The sequence below is a fragment of the Pseudomonas sp. R28(2017) genome (genome assembly GCF_002112505.1).
Lineage (GTDB): Bacteria > Pseudomonadota > Gammaproteobacteria > Pseudomonadales > Pseudomonadaceae > Aquipseudomonas.
The window spans coordinates 66,123-85,389 of the sequence record NZ_NEHW01000006.1; the positions used below are offsets into that span (position 1 = coordinate 66,123).

The following is a 19,267-nucleotide window of genomic DNA, read 5'->3' on the forward strand; positions in this document are numbered from 1 at the left end:
GGGCGATGATCGGTGCAACTGACGACTGGCCGCTGCGCGGGCCGGGCGACGTCACAGTACCCGTTTGATCAGTGGCTCCAGCCGGCTGTAGCGCAGGCGCCGCAGGAACTTGCGTACTTCCTTGGGGTGCTCGGCCTTCTCGCCCAGCTCATCCGCCGCGCCGATCTGCGGTGCATGCCGGCGAATGCCCTCCAGCTCCACCGCCCGCGGCACCAGCCACTGCCCGTGTGGGTCGTCGATCAGCAGCCCGTTTTCAAGGTCCAGGTTGAACCCGCGCGGGTTGAGGTTGTTGCCGGTCAGCAACGAATAGCGCTGGTCGACCCACACCCCCTTGGCGTGGAAGGTATGGCCCGGATCGTTCCAGATGCGGATCTGCAACTGGCCACTGGCAATGGCGGCCTGGCGGCGCCGGGCAAAGGCGCGCAGGTTGTCTTCGTACAGGTACGGCAAGGCACCGCTGGCGCTGAACGGCTCGCCCGGGGCGATGTAGAAGTCGTTGGCGGTGCGGTGGCCGACGATCAGCTCGATGCGCACGCCGCGGTCCAGGGCATGGTCGATTTCGCGCATCACCACCCGTGGCGGGTTGAAGTACGGCGTGCTGATGATGATCTGCGTATGTGCCGCCGCCAGCAGCGCGCACAGCGTGCGGTTGAGCGGGTTGCCCCGGCCGACGCCCAGCAGCGGGATCACGCGCAGCCCCTGCCCCGCCATCGCGGCCGGTGCCTCATAGGCCATGCGCCGCAGGCGTGCGCGCAGGCGCCGGATATCGCCGCGCAGCGTGCGGGTAGCGGGTGGCGCAGGCAGGTCCAGGCGCGGCGTGGCGGTGTGGTGCAACAGGCGCCGGACCAGGTCGACCATGGCGTCGGCCAATGCCGGCGACTGGAACAGGTGGTAACGGTCCAGCCGGTACCGGTCGAACCGGTGCAGGTAGACGTTGTTCAGGCTGGCGCCGGTATAGATCACGCAATCGTCGATCACGCTGCCCTTCAGGTGCAGCACGCCGAACAGCTCGCGGGTCTGCACCGGCACGCCATGGATCACCACGTCGAGCCCGCGCAGCTGGCGCTGGGCCTGGTACCAGGCCGCATTGCCCGGCTGGCGCCCGGCCCCCAGCAGGCCACGGCGGGCACGGAACCAGTCGACCACGATGACGATCTCCAGGCCCGGCCGCTCGGCCTTGGCCTGGTACAGGGCATCGAGCACCTCCTGGCCGGCCTCGTCTTCCTGCAGGTACAGGGCCACGATGACGATACGCCGGGTCGCCGTGGCGATGCGCTCGAGCAGGCAGGTGCGGTAGGCCGCGGCATCGGGCAACACCTGGATCGCCTCAGGCGCGATGGCGAAACCTGGCAGTGCCGCCAGCATGGATTCGGGGTTCACGTACGATCACCTTCTCTCTGCAATCAGGTCCATTCCTGGCCGTTGCGCCGGGGGTGTAAGATCAGCCCGGCAACGACCCATAACAACAAGAAACACGCGAGGCTTGTTTTCCACTGCCCCTGACGAACCACGCCTCAGCTTGCACAGGAAGATCGCAATGGTCCACCCCGCTTCCATCAGCGTAACGCCCTGCCCGACCAGAACCTTCGGTTTTCTGGTGTTGCCCAACTTCACCACCATTGGCCTGGCGTCGGCGGTGGAAACCCTGCGCATGGCCAACCTGGCAGCGCGCCACCCCTTGTACCGTACCGTGTTGATTGCCGCCAGCCCGGAACCGGTGGTGGCCAGCAACGGCATGCGCGTGCTGCCCGACCACAGTATCGCAGACGCCCCGGCGCTGGACGCCCTGTTCGTGGTCGGCGCCAACCCGATCGACCGCAGCCGTGGCGGCACCCGGCCACTGATCGACTGGCTGCGCCAACTGGCCCGCCAGCGCCTGCCGCTGGGCGGCATCTGCACCGGCAGCTACCTGCTGGCCAAGGCCGAGCTGCTCGACGGCTACCGCTGCACCATTCACTGGGAAGACCTGCAGGCCCTGCAGGAACACTTCCCCGACATTGTCATCTCCAGCCAGCTGTTCGAGCTGGACCGCGACCGTTTCACCTGTTCCGGTGGCGTGGCGGCCATGGACATGATGCTGCAACTGGTCGCCCGCCAGGCCGGCGGCCAGGACATCGCCGCCAAGGCCGCCGAGCTGTTGCTGTGTGACCGTGTGCGGGGTGAGCGCGAGCGCCAGCGTGTGCCGTTGCGCACCTTGCTCGGCAGCAGCCAGCCCAAGCTGAGCCAGGTGGTGGCAATCATGGAGGCGAACCTGGAGGAGCCGCTGGGGCTGGACGAGCTGGCCAGCCTCAACGAAGTGACCGTGCGCCAGCTGGAGCGCCTGTTCCACAAGTACCTGCAACGCACGCCCAGCCAGTATTACCTGGAGTTGCGCCTGTCACGGGCACGGGAACTGCTGCTGCGCAGCGATGTGCAGGTGCGCGAGGTGGCGCTGGCCTGTGGGTTCAGTTCACCGGCACACTTTTCCAAGAGCTACAGTCGCTTCTTTGGCCTGTCACCGTTGGGCGAACGGCGGCAGGCCTCGTTGCATTGAAGGCATGCTGACGTGCCGGGGCCTGCTCAGTCCTGCAGGGCCGAATGCGCCGTTTCCCGGCACATCAACATGGCCAGCAACGCGACCAGCGCCGCGGCCAGCAGGTAGCCCGCCGGGGCCAGCTTGTTACCCGTGGCCTGGATCAACCAGGTGGCGATGAACGGCGCGGTCCCGCCGAACAGCGCATTGGCCAGGTTGAAGCTCAAGGCGAAGCCGCTGAAGCGCACCTGGGTCGGGAATATCTCAGCCAGCAGGCACGGCAAGGTGCCGTCGTTCATGGCCAGCATCGCGCCGAAGACAATCTGGATGGCCAGGATCACCAGCAACGGCTGCCCGTCGAGCAGTTTGAACAAAGGTACGGTCAGGCCGAGAAACAGCAACGAAGCCACCACCAGCATGGTCTTGCGGCCGAACTGGTCGGACAGCCGCCCCATCAGGAAGATCAGGCCGATATAGGTGGCCAGCGATACCGTGGAAGCAATGAACGAATCGCGCTCGCTCATGCCCATCTCGTTGGACAGGTAGGTCGGCATGTAGCTGAGCAGCAGGTAGAACGCCACGGCATTGAGGCAGGTGACCCCCAGGCCGATGGCCAGGCTGCGACGGTGCCGTGCCAACAGCTCGCGGATCGGTGCCGGGGTCATGCAGGTTTTGTGTTCAAGGCGCTGCTCCATCTCCAGGAACTTCGGAGTGTCCTGCAAGCTCATGCGGATGTAGCGGCCGACCAGGCCGAACGGTGCGGCCAGCAGGAAAGGCAGGCGCCACCCCCAGCTGTGCAGGTCTTCGCTGCTCAGCAGTTCATGCAGCACCGCGACGAATGCCGCACCAAACAGCAGCCCGGCCGCCGTGCTGGCCGGGACGATGCTGGTGTACAGGCCACGCCGGCCGGGCGGTGCATACTCGGCAAGAAACGCCGCGGCACCGGCATATTCGCCCGAGGCGGAAAACCCCTGGACCAGGCGGATCAGCAACAGCAGGCCCGGCGCCCACAGGCCGATCTGCGCGTAACCTGGCAGCAGACCGATGCAGAACGTGGAAATCGACATGATCAGGATCGACCAGGACAGGGCGTTGCGCCGGCCGTGGCGGTCACCGAAGTGCCCCCAGACCACGCCGCCCAGGGGGCGAACCAGAAATGACAGGGCAAAGACGGCGAAGGTCGCCAGCAGGCCGCTGGTCTTGTCGGCCTGTGGGAAGAAGGTGGCGGCAATGATGGTGGCGAGGTAACCGTAGGCGGCGTAGTCGAACCATTCGACGAAATTGCCCATGAAACTGGCGCGCGCGGCCTTGCGCAGGGCCTGGCGTTCGGCGTCGGTTGCGGCGCCGTCGAGGGAGGGAGCGTTGAAGGTGGTGCTGGACATGACGGGTACCCTCTGATTCTTCTAATTGGCGGCAGGGTCTGGTGGTCATACAGTTGTTTTTTTGTTGCCCGGATCGGCCTCTTCGCGGCTGAAGCCGCTCCCACAGGTGTTTCACTGGCCGTCGGGGTGGTGGTACCTCTGTGGGAGCGGCTTCAGCCGCGAAGCAGGCGACGCCGGTGCTTATTTGCGAATGATGTTGTGCTCCGGGCCGTACGGGAATCGGGTGATGTTCTCGGCACCATGCTCGTTGACGATCAGGATGTCATGCTCGCGGTAGCCACCCGCCCCTGGCCGCCCTTCGGGCAGCATGATCATCGGCTCGATCGACACCACCATGCCCGGCTCCAGCACCGTGTCGATGTCTTCGCGCAGTTCCAGCCCTGCTTCCCGGCCGTAGTAGTGGCTGAGCGTGCCGAACGAGTGGCCATAGCCAAAGGTGCGGTACTGCAGCAGATCGTGGCGCAGGAAGATCTCGTTCAGTTCACGGGCGATGTCGCAGCAACGCATGCCCGGGCGCACCAGCTTCAGGCCTGCTTCATGCACTTCGACGTTGGCCTGCCACAGGCGCAGGTGATCGTCCGGGCAATGGTCGAGGAACAGGGTGCGCTCCAGCGCGGTGTAGTAACCGGCGATCATCGGGAAGCAGTTGAGGCTGAGGATGTCGCCCTTGTTGACCTTGCGGCTGGTGACCGGGTTATGCGCGCCGTCGGTGTTGAGCCCGGACTGGAACCAGGTCCAGGTGTCCATCAGCTCGCCGTCCGGGAAGCTCCTGGCGATCTCGCGGACCATCGCCTGGGTGGCATGCAGCGCCACTTCGTGCTCCGGCACCTGGTCACGCAGCGCCTCGACCACCGCCGCCCCGCCGATGTCGGCAACCCGTGCGCCGTGGCGAATCAGCGCCTGCTCCTCGGCCGACTTGATCATGCGCATGCGCATGCACGGTGCACCGATGTCCAGCAGCTCGGCCCTGGGGTAGCAGGCGGCGAGCTTGGCGTGGTTCTGCAGGTTGAGGTGGTCGTATTCGACGCCGATGCGCGAGGCCAGCGGCAGGGCCTGCTGGATGGCGACGAAGTAGTTGTCGCGCTGCCAGTCGGTGTAGACGATGTTGTCGGTGCCCACCGTGCGCCGCCAGGGCTGGCCGCCGTCGATGTTGGCACTGATCGACACCACCTTGTCCTGAGTGACCACCAGCGCGTAAGGGCGACCGAACGAGCAGTAGAGGAAGTCGCTGTAGTAGTTGACGTTGTGGTACGAGGTGAAGATGGCCGCCTCGATGTCCTGCTCGGCCATGTAGGCCCGCAGGCGGGCATGACGGGCGGCGTACTCCTGTGCGGAGAAGGTCGGCTTGACCTTGTCGCCATTGCGGATTTTCAGGGTCTGGGGCATTTGCATGGTCGGTGTTCCTTGTCGTTGTGAGCACGCTGTTCAGGCCGGCCGCCTGGAAAGCATTGCAACAGAACGAACGAGGACGCTTTTGTATCTATCCGACCTGGAATTGGCGTTATCGCCACTGGCCAGGGGGCTGCAGTGCAGCCCATTCGCGGCGGTTCGGCGCCCCGACACGCCCGCTCCCACAGAGGCCTGTGCACCCTTCAACGATGCCCAGAACCTGTGGGAGCGGGCGTGCCCGCGAAAGGGCGCAAAGCGCCCTCTATTTACTTCAGGTCGAAGCGATCCAGCTCCATGACCTTCACCCAAGCCGCCACGAAGTCCTTGACGAACTTGTCATTGCCATCACTGCTGCCATACACCTCGCTCAGCGCCCGCAGCTGCGCATGCGAGCCGAACACCAGGTCGACCCGGCTGCCGGTCCACTTCACCTGCCCGGTCTTGCGGTCGCGGCCTTCGAAGCTTTCGTTGTCTGCCGAAGTCGGCTTCCACTCCACGCCCATGTCCAGCAGGTTGCGGAAGAAGTCGTTGCTCAGGGTGCCTGGCTTGTCGGTGAACACGCCCTGCTTGCTGCCGCCATGGTTGGCGCCAAGCACGCGCAGGCCGCCGATCAGCACGGTCAGTTCCGGGGCGGTGAGGGTCAGCAGCTGGGCCTTGTCCAGCAACAGCTTCTCGGCCTTGACGCTGTAGCGGGCCTTGGTGAAGTTGCGGAAGCCATCGGCCAGCGGTTCCAGCACGGCGAACGACTCGACGTCGGTCTGCGCCTGGGAAGCATCCACCCGCCCTGGGCGGAAGCCCACGCTGCCACTGAAGCCGGCATCCTTGGCGGCTTTTTCCACAGCGGCGGTACCGCCCAGCACGATCAGGTCGGCCAACGAGACCTTGTTGCCGGACTCGGCGCGGATTTTCTCCAGCGCCGCCAGCACCTTGTCGGTACCCTGGTTAGCCACCCAGTCCTTCTGCGGTGCCAGGCGCAGGCGGCCACCGTTGGCGCCACCGCGCTTGTCCGAGCCACGGAAGGTCGAAGCGGCAGCCCAGGCCGTGGACACCAGCTCGCCAACACTCAGGCCCGACGCAAGGATCTTGGCCTTGAGGGCGGCGATATCCTGTTCACCCAATGCGGGCTGGTCGGCCTTGGGCAGCGGGTCTTGCCAGAGCAGCTCTTCATTGGGCATTTCCGGGCCCAGGTAGCGCGCCAGCGGGCCCATGTCGCGGTGGATCAGCTTGTACCAGGCGCGGGCGAAGGCGTCTGCCAGCTGGTCGGGGTTGTCCTTGAAGCGACGGGCGATCGGCTCGTAGATCGGGTCGAAGCGCAGGGCCAGGTCAGAGGTGAGCATCGACGGCGCATGCTTTTTGGCCGGATCGTGGGCGTCCGGCACGGTGCCCGCCCCCTTGCCCTCCTTCGGCCGCCACTGATGGGCACCGGCCGGGCTCTTGGTCAGCTCCCACTCGAAGTTGAACAGGTTGTTGAGGTACTCGTTGCTCCATTTTGTCGGCGTCGAGGTCCAGGTCACTTCCAGGCCGCTGGTGATGGTATCGCCACCCTTGCCGCTGCCGAACTTGTTGGGCCAGCCCAGGCCCTGCAGTTCCAGGCCTGCCGCTTCGGGCTCGGGGCCGACGTTGTCGGCCGGGCCGGCACCGTGGGTCTTGCCGAAGGCGTGGCCGCCGGCGATCAGCGCCACGGTTTCTTCATCGTTCATGGCCATGCGGCCGAAGGTTTCGCGGATGTCCTTGCCCGAGGCCACCGGGTCCGGGTTACCTTCCGGGCCTTCCGGGTTGACATAGATAAGGCCCATCTGTACCGCTGCCAACGGGTTCTCAAGGTTGCGCTCCCCAGACAGGTCGCGGCTTTCTTCCTCCGGGTGCTTGGCAGGTTCCGCCACCAGGTCGCCTTTGCCGGGCGGCTGAGCCTTGACCTGGTCCTTGCCGTAGCGGGTATCGCCACCCAGCCAGACCTTTTCCGAGCCCCAGTACACGTCTTCGTCCGGCTCCCACACATCGGCGCGGCCGCCGGAGAAACCGAAGGTCTTGAAGCCCATGGATTCCAGGGCGACGTTGCCGGTGAGCACGATCAGGTCGGCCCAGGAGATCTTGTTGCCGTATTTCTGCTTGATCGGCCACAGCAGGCGCCGGGCCTTGTCCAGGCTGACGTTGTCCGGCCAGCTGTTGAGCGGGGCGAAGCGCTGCTGGCCGGAGCCGGCGCCACCACGGCCATCACCGATGCGGTAGGTGCCGGCGCTGTGCCAGGCCATGCGGATGAACAGCGGGCCATAGTGGCCGAAGTCGGCTGGCCACCAGTCCTGGGAGTCGGTCATCAAGGCGGTCAGGTCTTTTTTCAGGGCCTGGAAGTCGAGGCTCTTGAACGCCTTGGCATAGTCGAAGTCCGGATCAGGGCTGGACTTCGACGAGTGTTGGTGGAGGATCCTGAGGTTGAGCTGGTCAGGCCACCAGTCACGGTTGGTGGTGCCGCCACCTGCGGTTTGATGGAACGGGCATTTCGATTCGTTCGACATCTGCTGTTACCTTTGGGTCGGTTATCCAGATTTCCGGTCTATGCCAGGTGTTCTTTCAGCCGAGCACATGGGCTCATGCCTACCCCTCATCAGGTCTGGTCGGACAGGTGCCGACACGGGGCTTGCGAAGCTCTCACGCCTCGTGCGGCGCGGTCTTGCACCCAAGTGCTGAGACGCCGCCCGCACGTGCAATTCGCAGGGCCAGGGGAAAGACTAGCCGAGCTTGGGCAGAGGTCTAATAGAGTGGCTCTTGCAGGCTGATAGCCCCGGCACATCCATACAAGGCGCGATGGCCGCCGCCGTGCTTCAATACACCGCCAACCCCTCTAGCCCCGGTGAGCCAAGCCCATGAACCGCAACGACCTGCGCCGCGTCGACATGAACCTGCTGGTGCTGTTCGAAGCCCTGATGATCGAACGCAACCTGACCCGCGTCGGCGAAAAGCTGTTCATCACCCAGTCCACCGTCAGCGCCGCCCTCGCCCGCCTGCGCGAGCTGTTCGACGACCCGCTGCTGATCCGCAGCGGCCGGGCCATGGAGCCGACCCCGCGGGCCATGCAGATCTTCGCCGAGCTGGGCCCGGCCATGGACGTGATTTCGTCGGCCATCAGCCGCGCCCGCGACTTCGACCCGGCCAACAGTTGCAACCAGTTCCGCCTGGGCCTGTCGGACGATGCCGAGTTCGGCCTGTTCCCCGCCCTGCTGCAGGCCTTGCGCGAAGAAGCGCCCGACATCAGCGTGGTGGTGCGCCGCGCCAACTTCCTGCTGATGCCGGGGCTGCTGGCCAGCGGCGAGATCTCCGTGGGCGTGAGCTACACCACCGACCTGCCGGCCACGGCCAAACGCCGCAAACTGCGCGACATCGGCGTGCGCGTGCTGCGCGCCGACGACCGCCCGGGCCCGCTGACCCTCGACGAGTACTGTGCCCGGCCCCATGTGATGGTGTCGTTCTCCGGCGACATGAGCGGCAACATCGACCTCGACCTCGCCCGCATCGGCCGCTGCCGCAAGGTGGTGCTGGCCGTGCCGCAGTTCGGCAGCCTGCGCGCCCTGCTGCGCAACACCGAAATGATCGCCACCGTGCCAGACTACGCCGCCTGCGCCCTGGCCGACGATGGCAGCCTGCGCGCCGACCCGGCGCCGTTCGAGATCACCGAGGCCGAGCTGTCGATGGTCTGGAGCGGCGCCCACGACAACGACCCGGCCGAACGCTGGCTGCGCGAGCGCATCCTGCAGTACATGGCCCGCCCGAGCTGATTCATCGACCTCATCGATAGCCACCATGAATGCCATCAAGTTCCGCCGCCGCCGCGGTGAGCGGAAGATGGCCCCATTCACTGATCGATGAGGCTCAACCCATGAAAACCGGCATGCTCGCTGCCCTGCTCGCCCTGTTCGCTGCCCTTGGCGGTTGTGCCGCGCCGGCTGGCCAGCAGACTGCCCAGCCCTACGGGCACTTCTACTCGGCCACCGCCATTTCCAGCGTCGCCCTGGCGCCGGGGCAACACGTGGCCGTACTGCTCGGGCGCAATGCCGACAGCACCCTCAGCTACCTGCAGCAGCACCGTGGCGAGGCGGCCGCCAAATCACAGCCGCGCAGCATTCCGGTGGCCACCCTGCGCGGAGGCAGCCAGGCCTACGACTGGCTGGCGCATTCGTTGGCCCAGCAGTTCGCCGAGGTGACCTTCTATGAAGACCTGGACAGCCTGCTGGCCGACCATCCGGACGTGATCGTGCTGCTGGACAGCGAAAGCCGCCTGGCCACGGCGGACGTCGAGAGCCGGGTGGTGGCGCGCTTCTTCGACGCCCAGCTGAGCTACATCGGCCGCGCCGAAGGCCGTGCGCGCAAGGATGTGAGCAATGTGGCGCGGATGCTGGATGACGAACAGGCCGCCAAGGCCGATGCCCTGCGCGATTTCGACGCTTCGCTGCAGCGCTTGCTGGGCAGCAAGGTGTAAGGCGTAACAACGCTCTGGCAGAAAACAGGGAACTCCCGCCACTCGCCCGTCCTCTTAAACAGTGAGTGGTTTATTTCCTTGTGCTTCACGTTACTGGAGAACACGACATGCGCCACCTACTCCTCGCCCCTGCGCTGCTGCTCCTGCTGCCTGCCGGTGCTGCCCTGGCCCGCGTCGATGCGGGCGACGTCGCCACCTCGGCCGGTGTTTCAGCTTCGCTGTACTCGACCTTCAAAGACGACAAACGGATCATCCCCGCCCGTGACGAGCTGTCTGCATTCGTTGCCAGTGGCGGTGCCATTCGTGGCGCCTACGTGGAATCGGCGCTGGAACAGGCCCGCAAGGACCACCCTGGCCTGCAGGCCAGTGACGAAGAACTGGCCCGGGCAATCCTCTCCCAGGACGACCCGATCGCCCAGCATTGATGATTCAATCTATCGCCAGTACCGGCCTCTTCGCGGGCAAGCCCGCTCCCACAGGTAATGCACAGTACTCAAAGTCTGTGCCGTACCTGTGGGAGCGGGCTTGCCCGCGAAGAGGCCGGTACTCGCATGACCTAGCCCCAGCCGTCCATGCGCATCGTCGCCCTGACCAAGGGCTGCTCCTCTTGCTCGATCTCGCGCAAGTTGTCGCGAATCCCGTTGATATGTTCGCGGTGCCGAGTTCAGGCACTACGCTAGAAGGTTCACGACAACAAGGAAGACCCCATGCCATTGCCTCGCCCTCCCCACGCCATCGCCTTGGCGCTGCTGATCGCCTGTACCCAGGCACCTGCCGCTGAGCCCGCCCCCAAGGACCTGCTCAAGCAGGCCGAAAACGAACAGCCAGCGTACCTGCAAACCCTCAAGAGCCTCGTCTCGGTAGACACCGGCACCGGTACCGAAGCGGGCCTGACCCAGGTCAGCGCTGAGCTGGTCAAACGGCTCAAAGCCTTGGGCGCCGAGGTGCAGACGCGTCCCGCCAAACCTTCGGTCGGCGACAATATCGTCGGGACATTCAAAGGCACCGGCAGCAAGGACTTCCTGCTCATGGTGCATTACGACACCGTGTTCGTCCCTGGCACCGTCGCCAAACGCCCGTTCCGGGTCGATGGGCCACGCGCCTATGGCCCGGGCGTCGCCGATGCCAAGGGGGGTGTGGCGATGATCCTGCACGCGCTGAAGTTGCTCAACGATCAGCAGTTCAAGGGTTACCGCACGCTCACCGTGCTGTTCAACCCGGACGAAGAAATGGGCTCTGCCGGGTCCAGGCAGATCATCGCCGAACTGGCCCGCAAGCATGACTACGTGTTCTCCTACGAGCCGCCGGACAAAGATGCAGTCACCGTCGCCACCAACGGCATCAACCGCCTCAAGCTTGAAGTCACAGGCCGAGCATCCCACGCCGGTTCCGCGCCAGAACAGGGCCGCAACGCACTGACCGAACTCGCGCACCAGTTGCTCCAGCTCAAGGAGCTCGGCGACGCCAGCAAAGGCACTACGGTGAACTGGACGTTGGCCAAGGCGGGCGAAAAGGCCAATATCATTCCGGCACTGGCCACCGCCGAAGCGGACATGCGCTATTCGGACCTGGGCGAGACTGACCGGGTGCAGGCCGACGCCCAGCGCATCGTGAAGAAGCAACTGGTCGCCGACACCCAGGTCAGTGTCGTGGTCGAGAAAGGTCGACCGCCGCTGGCACGTAACCTGGCTTCGAACACGTTGGCCGAGACAGCACAGCAATTGTATGGGGAGGCGGGATACAAGCTCGAACCGATTGCCATGCGCTTCGGCACCGATGCCGGGTATGCCTATGTACCGGGCAGCGAAAAGCCGGCGGTTCTGGAAACACTGGGGGTGGTCGGGGCCGGGTTGCATGGGGACGATGAATACATCGAACTGGGCAGCATCGCGCCTCGGCTCTATTTGACCGTGGCGATGATCAGGCACCTGGCACAGTGAACAGCTGCCTGTACCGGCCTCTCGCGGCTAAAGCCGCGAGAGGCCGGTACAGGATCACCTTAGCCCCACCCATCCATGCGCATCGTCGCCCGGACCAAGCGCTGCTCCTCTTGCTCGATCTCACGCAGGCTGTCGCGAATCCCGTTGATATGTTCGCGTGCTGCCCGCTGCGCTTGCTCGGGCAACTGCTCCATCACCGCGTGATACAGACGCGCATGCTGGCGGTCGATCTGGCGCTTCTGCGCCGGGCGGCAGTAGAGGTTGTTGACCGAGGCGAACACCGTGCTCAAGGTCAGGTCGCTCAGCGACTGCAAGGTATGCACCAGCACCGGGTTGTGCGACGCCTCGCTGATCGCCCGGTGAAACGCATGGTCTCGCCGTGCGTGTTCACGAGGGTCGAGCGCTTCGGCAGCGGCATGGGCGTCGAGCATGTCTTCGTAGCGCCGGCGGATCAGCAGGCGGTCGATATCGGTGGCGCGCAGGGCCGCCAGGCGTGCCGACTCGGCCTCCAGCAAGGCACGCACCTCCAGCAGGTCGAACAGCGTACGCGGCTGCGAGCTGAACAGATGCATCAGCGGCGTGGCGCTGGCCTGCCCGGTGAGGTCGGCGACGAACGAACCGCGCCCCTGCTCGGTATCGATGATGCCGCGCCCGCGCAGGATGCGCAGGCCTTCACGCAGCGCCGAACGCGAGCAACCGAGTTTCTCCACCAGGCGCCGCTCCGAGGGCAAGGCCTGGCCGACCTTGAGCACGCCCTCGACGATCAGCCGCTCGACCCGCTCGACCACCTGGTCCGCGACCTTGGCCTTGCCTTCAATCCCCATGTACAGCCTCCAACTGGTAGGACCACTGCCGCCGACGCTTCCAATCTAGCCGCTCAAACCCATGGATAACCAGTACTTCGCGGAAAAACTGGTAGGACCAGTTACCTGCACCCTCGACCACCCCCTGCCCGAACGCGCAGGCTGCAAGGGTGATCGGTTTGCCCACAACAACAATAACTGCCGCTGAGTGAGCCTGATGAACATCCTCTACGACGAACGTGTCGACGGCGCGCTGCCCGCCGTGGACCTGCCCGCGCTGCTGCAGGCGTTGGGTGATGCCCTCCCCGACCTGGAGATCCTGCACCGCGCGGAAGATCTCAAGCCTTATGAATGCGACGGCCTGTCGGCCTACCGCACCGTGCCGCTGCTGGTGGTGCTGCCCGAACGCCTGGAACAGGTGCAGACCTTGCTCAAGCTCTGCCACCAGCGCGGCGTGCCGGTGGTGGCACGCGGTGCCGGCACCGGCTTGTCGGGCGGCGCACTGCCGCTGGCCAAGGGCATCCTGCTGGTGATGGCGCGCTTCAACCGCATTCTCGAGGTCAACCCACAAGGGCGCTTCGCCCGGGTGCAGCCCGGCGTGCGCAACCTGGCCATCTCCCAGGCCGCCGCGCCCCATGGCCTGTACTACGCCCCCGACCCGTCTTCGCAGATCGCCTGCTCGATCGGCGGCAATGTCGCGGAAAACGCCGGTGGCGTGCATTGCCTGAAATACGGCCTGACCGTGCACAACCTGCTCAAGGTCGAGATCCTCACCGTCGAAGGTGAACGCCTGACCCTGGGCAGTGACGCCCTCGACAGCCCGGGCTTCGACCTGCTGGCGCTGTTCACCGGTTCCGAGGGCATGCTCGGCATCGTCACCGAAGTGACCGTCAAGCTGCTGCCCAAACCCCAGGTGGCGCGGGTACTGCTGGCCAGCTTCGACAGCGTCGAGGACGCTGGCCGCGCCGTGGCCGAGATCATCGCCGCCGGCATCATCCCCGGCGGCCTGGAGATGATGGACAACCTGGCGATCCGCGCTGCCGAGGACTTCATCCACGCCGGTTACCCGGTGAACGCGGCCGCCATCCTGCTGTGCGAGCTGGATGGTGTCGAAGCCGATGTCCAGGAGGACTGCGAGCGGGTCGCCGCCGTGCTCAAGCAAGCCGGCGCCCGCGACGTACGCCTGGCCTGCGACGAAGCCGAGCGCGTGCGCTTCTGGGCCGGGCGCAAGAATGCCTTCCCGGCGGTGGGGCGGATTTCCCCGGATTACTACTGCATGGACGGCACCATCCCGCGCCGCGAACTGCCCCGTGTGCTCAAGGGCATCAGTGAATTGAGCGAGGAATACGGCCTGCGCGTGGCCAATGTGTTCCACGCCGGTGACGGCAACATGCACCCGCTGATCCTGTTCGATGCCAACCTGCCTGGCGAACTGGAGCGCGCCGAAGCCATCGGCGGGCGCATCCTCGAACTGTGCGTGGCAGTGGGCGGCAGCATCACCGGCGAACACGGCGTGGGACGCGAGAAAATCAACCAGATGTGCGCCCAGTTCAACAACGACGAAATCACCCTGTTCCACGCCGTGAAGGCGGCGTTCGACCCGCAAGGGCTGCTCAACCCGGGCAAGAACATCCCCACCCTGCACCGCTGCGCCGAGTTCGGCGCCCTGCATGTGCACCACGGGCAACTGCCCTTCCCCGAACTGGAGCGCTTCTGATGAGCATGGACCGCGACATGAGCCAGGACCTGCTCGAACAGGTCAACCAGGCCCTGAACCTGGGCACAGCGCTGCGCATCCAGGGTGGCAACAGCAAGGCCATGCTCGGCCGCCCGGTGGCCGGCGAGGTCCTCGATACCCGCAGCCATCGGGGTATTGTCAGCTACGATCCGACCGAACTGGTGCTCACCGCCCGCGCCGGCACGCCGTTGCTGGAGATCGAGGCGGCGCTGCACGAGGCTGGGCAGATGCTGCCCTGCGAACCCCCGCACCTGGGCGCCGAGGCAACCCTGGGCGGCATGGTCGCGGCCGGGTTGTCCGGGCCGCGCCGGCCGTGGGCCGGTTCGGTACGTGACTACGTGCTCGGCACGCGGGTGATCACCGGCCACGGCAAGCTGCTGCGTTTTGGCGGCGAAGTGATGAAGAACGTCGCCGGCTACGACGTCTCGCGGCTGATGGCCGGCAGCTTTGGCTGCCTGGGGCTGCTGACCGAGGTGTCGCTGAAGGTCCTGCCACGCCCACGCGAGTGCCTGAGCCTGTGCCTGCCGATGGACCGCCACCAGGCCTTGGCCGAACTGGCCGAATGGGGCCAGCAGCCGTTGCCGATCAGCGCGGCCTGCCACGATGGGGCAATGTTGTACCTGCGACTGGAAGGCGGTGCAGGCTCGGTGCAGTCGGCCCGCCAGCGCCTGGGCGGCGAGGTGCTCGACAGCCGCTTCTGGGGCGACCTGCGCGAGCAGCGCCTGGCCTTCTTCAAAGACCCGGCACCGCTGTGGCGGTTATCGCTGCCAACAGCCTGCGCTGAACTTGAGCTGCCGGGGCAACAGCTGATCGACTGGGGCGGCGCGCAACGCTGGCTCAAGTCGACAGCACCGGCACAGGTGATTCGCGAACAGGCCGCCAAGGTCGGCGGCCACGCCACCGGCTACACGCAGGGGGATGACAGCACGGCCCCGCTGCCCGCCGCCCTGAGGCGCTATCACCACGCCCTCAAGCAGCAACTCGATCCCCAGGGCGTGTTCAACCCTGGCCGCCTGTACCCGGACCTGTGAGGCCACGCCCATGCAAACCAACCTGAGCGAAAGCGCCAAGCGCCTGCCCCGCGGCGAAGAAGCCGAAAGCATCCTGCGTTCGTGCGTGCATTGCGGTTTCTGCACGGCCACCTGCCCGACCTACCAGTTGCTCGGCGACGAACTGGACGGGCCTCGTGGGCGCATCTACCTGATCAAGCAGGTACTTGAAGGCGCGCCGGTCACCGCCAGCACACAGCTGCACCTGGACCGCTGCCTGACCTGCCGCAACTGCGAAACCACCTGCCCGTCGGGGGTGAAGTACCACGACCTGCTGGACATCGGCCGCGCCGTGGTCGAGCAGCAGGTACCGCGCCCGCTCGGCCAGCGCCTGCTGCGCCAGGGCCTGCGCGCGGTGGTGCCGCGCCCGGCGCTGTTCAAGGCCCTGACCCGCACCGGCCAGGCCCTGCGGCCGGTGCTGCCAGCCAGCCTCAAGAGCAAGCTGCCGGCCCAGGTGGCGCCAGCCGGCGAACGGCCCGCCCCCCGCCATGCCCGGCGCATCCTGCTGCTCGAAGGCTGCGTGCAGGCCGCCTTGTCGCCCAACACCAATGCCGCCACCGCGCGCCTGCTCGACCGCCTGGGGATCAGCGTGGAACCGGCCAGCGAGGCTGGCTGCTGCGGCGCGGTGGATTACCACCTCAATGCCCAGGAACAGGGCCTGCAACGCGCACGGCGTAACATCGATGCCTGGTGGCCCGCCATCGAGGCGGGTGCAGAGGCCATCGTGCAGACCGCCAGCGGCTGCGGTGCCTTCGTGCGCGACTACGGCCACCTGCTGGAAAAAGACCCGCACTACGCCGCCAAGGCCGCACGGGTCAGTGCGCTGTCGCGGGACCTGGTCGAAGTGCTGCGCGACGAGCCGGTCGAACAGCTCGGCCTGTGCGCCGAACAGCGCCTGGCGTTCCATTGCCCGTGCACCCTGCAGCATGCGCTCAAGCTCGGCGGCCAGGTGGAAAGCCTGCTGACGCGCCTGGGCTTCACCCTCACCCCGGTACCCGACGGTCACTTGTGCTGCGGCTCGGCCGGCACCTATTCGCTGACCCAGCCGGCGCTGTCGCGGCAACTGCGCGACAACCGCCTGAATGCGCTGGAAAGCGGCAAACCGCAGGTCATCGCCACCGCCAACATTGGCTGCCAGACCCACCTCGACGGGGCCGGGCGCACGCCGGTGCGGCACTGGATCGAAATCGTCGAAGCCGCCTTGAACCAGGAGAACAGCCATGCATAGCAAGCCCGTGATCGGCCAGGCAGAAGTGACCCGCCTGCTCGCTGCCGCCCGCCAGGAAGCCCAGGCGCAAAAGTGGAACGTGACCATCGCCGTGGTCGACGACGGCGGCCACCCGCTGGCTCTGGAGCGCATGGACGGCTGCGCACCGTCCAGCGCCTACATCGCCATGGAAAAGGCCCGCAGTGCCGCACTGGGGCGCAAGGAGACCCGCGACTTCGAACAGATGGTCAATGGCGGGCGCACCGCCTTCGTCACCGCGCCGCTGCTGACCAGCCTGGAAGGCGGCGTGCCAGTGCGGGTCGATGGCCAGGTGGTGGGTGCCATCGGCGTATCCGGGGTCAAGCCCGAACAGGATGCCCAGGTGGCCAAGGCGGGCGTCGCAGCCCTTTGAACCGGCGCCGGCCTCTTCGCGGGCAAGCCCGCTCCCACAGGTGCTGCGCGACCTTTGATACCCGTGCGGTCCCTGTGAGAGCGGGCTTGCCCGCGAAGAGGCCGATCCATGCAATGCATTCCCCGAAGACTGAACATCAAGCGAGAAGACAATGACCCATCCACTCAAGGTCGACCCGACCCTGCAACGCTTCATCGAGGATGAAGTGCTGCCCGGCACCGGCATCGACGCCGCCAGCTTCTGGCAAGGCTTCAGCACCCTGGTCCACGACCTCGCCCCGCGCAACCGCGAACTGCTCGCCGAACGCGACCGCCTGCAAACCGAACTGGACCGCTGGCACAGCGCGCACCCAGGCCCGATCAGCGACATGCCCGCCTACCAGGCCTTCCTGCGCAGCATCGGCTACCTGGTCGAAGCCCCGCAGCAGGTGCGCATCGGCACCACCCAGGTCGACCGCGAAATCGCCGAGCAGGCCGGCCCGCAGCTGGTGGTCCCGCTGAGCAATGCCCGCTACGCGCTGAACGCCGCCAACGCCCGCTGGGGCTCGCTGTACGATGCGCTGTACGGCACCGACGCCATCGCCGAGGCCGACGGCGCCGAGCGCGGCCAAGGCTACAACCCGGTGCGCGGCGCCCGGGTGATCGCGTTCGGCCGGGACTTTCTCGACCGTGCGGCACCGCTTGCAGGCGCTTCCCACGCTGACGCGCAGGCCTACGTGATCGACCAGGGCAAGCTGCAGGTGAGCTTGAGCGATGGCCGCCAGGTCGGCCTCGAAGCCCCCGCGCAATTGCGCGGCTATCAAGGCGAACCCGCCCAGCCAACGGCCATTGTGCTGCAGCACCATCGCCTGCACTTCGAGATCCAGGTCGACCCGGCCAGCACCATCGGCAAGGCCGACGGCGCCGGGGTCAAGGACATCCTCGTCGAAGCCGCGCTGACCACCATCATCGACTGCGAAGACTCCGTGGCTGCGGTGGACGCCGAAGACAAGGTGAATGTCTACCGCAACTGGCTGGGCCTGATGAAGGGCGACCTCAGCGAGCAGGTGAACAAGGGCGGCAAGACCTTCACCCGCACACTCGCCAAGGACCGCGAGTACCACGGTGCGGATGGCGGGCAATTGACCCTGCCCGGGCGCTCGCTGCTGTTCATCCGCAACGTCGGCCACCTGATGACCAACCCGGCGGTCCACGACCGCGATGGCCGGGAGATCCCCGAAGGCATCCTCGACGCCGTGGTCACCAGCCTGATCGGCCTGCACGACCTCAAGCGCCGCGGCAACTCCCGCGAAGGCAGCCTGTACATCGTCAAGCCGAAGATGCACGGCCCCGCCGAAGTCGCCTTCGCCGACCAGCTGTTCGGCCGCGTCGAGGACCTGCTGGGCCTGCCGCGGCACACCTTGAAGATGGGCATCATGGACGAGGAGCGGCGCACCAGTGTCAACCTGGCGGCCTGCATCGCCAGCGCGGCGGCGCGGGTGGTGTTCATCAACACCGGTTTCCTCGACCGCACCGGCGACGAGATGCACAGCGCCATGGAAGCCGGCGCCATGCTGCGCAAGGGCGACATGAAAGGCAGCGCCTGGATCCAGGCCTACGAGCGCAGCAACGTGCTGGTCGGCCTGGCCTGCGGCCTGCGCGGCAAGGCCCAGATCGGCAAGGGCATGTGGGCCATGCCCGACCTGATGGCGGCCATGCTCGAACAGAAGATAGCCCAGCCCCGCGCCGGCGCCAACACCGCCTGGGTGCCCTCGCCCACTGCCGCGACCTTGCATGCCCTGCACTATCACCAGGTGGACGTGCCTGCCGTGCAGGCGCAACTGGAAAAGGTCGACCTGGGCGCCGAGCGCGAACCGTTGCTGCATGACCTGCTGAGCGTCCCGGTAAGCCCGGACCGGCCCTGGAGTGCGGACGAAATCCAGGCCGAGCTGGACAACAACTGCCAGGGCATCCTGGGGTATGTGGTGCGCTGGGTCGAGCAAGGGGTTGGCTGCTCGAAGGTGCCGGACATCCATGACGTGGGGTTGATGGAGGACCGCGCCACCTTGCGTATCTCGGCCCAGCACATCGCCAACTGGCTGCACCACGGGGTGGTTGGCGCAGACCAGGTCGAGGCGACCTTGCAGCGCATGGCCAAGGTGGTGGACCAGCAGAATGCCGGGGATCCGGCGTACCGGCCGATGGCTGAGCACTTCACCCAGTCGCATGCCTACCGTGCGGCGCGGGAGCTGGTGTTCATGGGCCGTGAGCAACCCAGCGGGTACACAGAGCCGTTGCTGCATGGCTGGCGGTTGAAATTCAAACAGGAGGTTCGTTCTTAAGGGCCCTATCGTCGGCAAGTCCGCTCCCACAGGATGACTGATAG

At 66.3% G+C, this 19,267-nt stretch carries 15 protein-coding genes and 1 pseudogene; 10 read left to right on the forward strand and 6 right to left on the reverse strand.

Going from position 1 to position 19,267, the window contains the following annotated elements:
- Window positions 1–51 precede the first annotated feature (51 nt).
- On the reverse strand, window positions 52–1,380 hold the full coding sequence (pssA, locus tag CAF78_RS12340; protein WP_085675978.1) for a CDP-diacylglycerol--serine O-phosphatidyltransferase: 1,329 nt from the start codon (window positions 1,378–1,380) through the stop codon (window positions 52–54).
- Between the two features lie 157 nt (window positions 1,381–1,537).
- Here pssA and CAF78_RS12345 point away from each other — a divergent pair, with 157 nt between their 5' ends.
- Complete coding sequence (locus CAF78_RS12345; RefSeq protein WP_085675979.1) at window positions 1,538–2,533, forward strand: GlxA family transcriptional regulator; 996 nt, start codon at window positions 1,538–1,540, stop codon at window positions 2,531–2,533.
- A 26-nt stretch (window positions 2,534–2,559) separates the two neighbouring features.
- Here CAF78_RS12345 and CAF78_RS12350 read toward each other — a convergent pair whose 3' ends face one another.
- The 3 genes from CAF78_RS12350 to katG form a co-directional block, all read right to left on the reverse strand.
- The gene (locus tag CAF78_RS12350) at window positions 2,560–3,894 is read right to left on the reverse strand and encodes an MFS transporter (protein WP_085675980.1); all 1,335 of its coding nucleotides are present in this window, start codon (window positions 3,892–3,894) and stop codon (window positions 2,560–2,562) included.
- Window positions 3,895–4,074: 180 nt separating this feature from the next.
- The gene (locus tag CAF78_RS12355; protein WP_085675981.1) at window positions 4,075–5,286 is read right to left on the reverse strand and encodes a M24 family metallopeptidase; all 1,212 of its coding nucleotides are present in this window, start codon (window positions 5,284–5,286) and stop codon (window positions 4,075–4,077) included.
- Window positions 5,287–5,549: 263 nt separating this feature from the next.
- Window positions 5,550–7,796, reverse strand: a complete 2,247-nt coding sequence (katG, locus tag CAF78_RS12360) for a catalase/peroxidase HPI (RefSeq protein ID WP_085675982.1) — start codon at window positions 7,794–7,796, stop codon at window positions 5,550–5,552.
- Between the two features lie 348 nt (window positions 7,797–8,144).
- Between katG and CAF78_RS12365 the strand changes: the two genes are divergently transcribed.
- The 3 genes from CAF78_RS12365 to CAF78_RS12375 all read left to right on the forward strand — a co-directional run bounded on the left by CAF78_RS12365 (window position 8,145) and on the right by CAF78_RS12375 (window position 10,179).
- Complete coding sequence (locus CAF78_RS12365; protein ID WP_085675983.1) at window positions 8,145–9,053, forward strand: LysR family transcriptional regulator; 909 nt, start codon at window positions 8,145–8,147, stop codon at window positions 9,051–9,053.
- 113 nt (window positions 9,054–9,166) lie between these two features.
- Complete coding sequence (locus tag CAF78_RS12370) at window positions 9,167–9,754, forward strand: hypothetical protein (RefSeq protein WP_177408531.1); 588 nt, start codon at window positions 9,167–9,169, stop codon at window positions 9,752–9,754.
- A gap of 107 nt (window positions 9,755–9,861) precedes the next feature.
- Window positions 9,862–10,179, forward strand: coding sequence for a DUF2388 domain-containing protein (locus CAF78_RS12375; RefSeq protein WP_085675985.1), 318 nt, complete (start codon window positions 9,862–9,864; stop codon window positions 10,177–10,179).
- Window positions 10,180–10,310: 131 nt separating this feature from the next.
- Here CAF78_RS12375 and CAF78_RS27935 read toward each other — a convergent pair.
- A pseudogene (locus CAF78_RS27935) lies at window positions 10,311–10,409 on the reverse strand (transcriptional regulator GlcC); the annotation flags it as partial.
- A gap of 52 nt (window positions 10,410–10,461) precedes the next feature.
- On the opposite strand from CAF78_RS27935, the gene CAF78_RS12380 reads away from it, so the two are divergent.
- The gene (locus CAF78_RS12380) at window positions 10,462–11,694 is read left to right on the forward strand and encodes a M20/M25/M40 family metallo-hydrolase (protein WP_085675986.1); all 1,233 of its coding nucleotides are present in this window, start codon (window positions 10,462–10,464) and stop codon (window positions 11,692–11,694) included.
- A 59-nt stretch (window positions 11,695–11,753) separates the two neighbouring features.
- Here the strand turns inward: CAF78_RS12380 and glcC are convergent, their stop codons facing one another.
- Window positions 11,754–12,518, reverse strand: a complete 765-nt coding sequence (glcC, locus tag CAF78_RS12385) for a transcriptional regulator GlcC (protein WP_085675987.1) — start codon at window positions 12,516–12,518, stop codon at window positions 11,754–11,756.
- Window positions 12,519–12,714: 196 nt separating this feature from the next.
- Here glcC and glcD point away from each other — a divergent pair, with 196 nt between their 5' ends.
- The 5 genes from glcD to CAF78_RS12410 all read left to right on the forward strand — a co-directional run bounded on the left by glcD (window position 12,715) and on the right by CAF78_RS12410 (window position 19,223).
- The gene (gene glcD / locus CAF78_RS12390; protein WP_085675988.1) at window positions 12,715–14,214 is read left to right on the forward strand and encodes a glycolate oxidase subunit GlcD; all 1,500 of its coding nucleotides are present in this window, start codon (window positions 12,715–12,717) and stop codon (window positions 14,212–14,214) included.
- The gene (gene glcE, locus CAF78_RS12395; protein WP_085675989.1) at window positions 14,214–15,266 is read left to right on the forward strand and encodes a glycolate oxidase subunit GlcE; all 1,053 of its coding nucleotides are present in this window, start codon (window positions 14,214–14,216) and stop codon (window positions 15,264–15,266) included. Before glcD ends, glcE begins: the two co-directional genes overlap by 1 nt.
- Before the next feature lie 10 nt (window positions 15,267–15,276).
- The gene (gene glcF / locus CAF78_RS12400) at window positions 15,277–16,512 is read left to right on the forward strand and encodes a glycolate oxidase subunit GlcF (protein WP_085675990.1); all 1,236 of its coding nucleotides are present in this window, start codon (window positions 15,277–15,279) and stop codon (window positions 16,510–16,512) included.
- A complete protein-coding gene (locus CAF78_RS12405; RefSeq protein ID WP_085675991.1) occupies window positions 16,505–16,903 on the forward strand; it encodes a heme-binding protein in 399 nt (132 codons plus the stop codon). Before glcF ends, CAF78_RS12405 begins: the two co-directional genes overlap by 8 nt.
- A 151-nt stretch (window positions 16,904–17,054) precedes the next feature.
- The gene (locus CAF78_RS12410; RefSeq protein WP_085675992.1) at window positions 17,055–19,223 is read left to right on the forward strand and encodes a malate synthase G; all 2,169 of its coding nucleotides are present in this window, start codon (window positions 17,055–17,057) and stop codon (window positions 19,221–19,223) included.
- The last annotated feature ends 44 nt before the right edge of the window (window positions 19,224–19,267 follow it).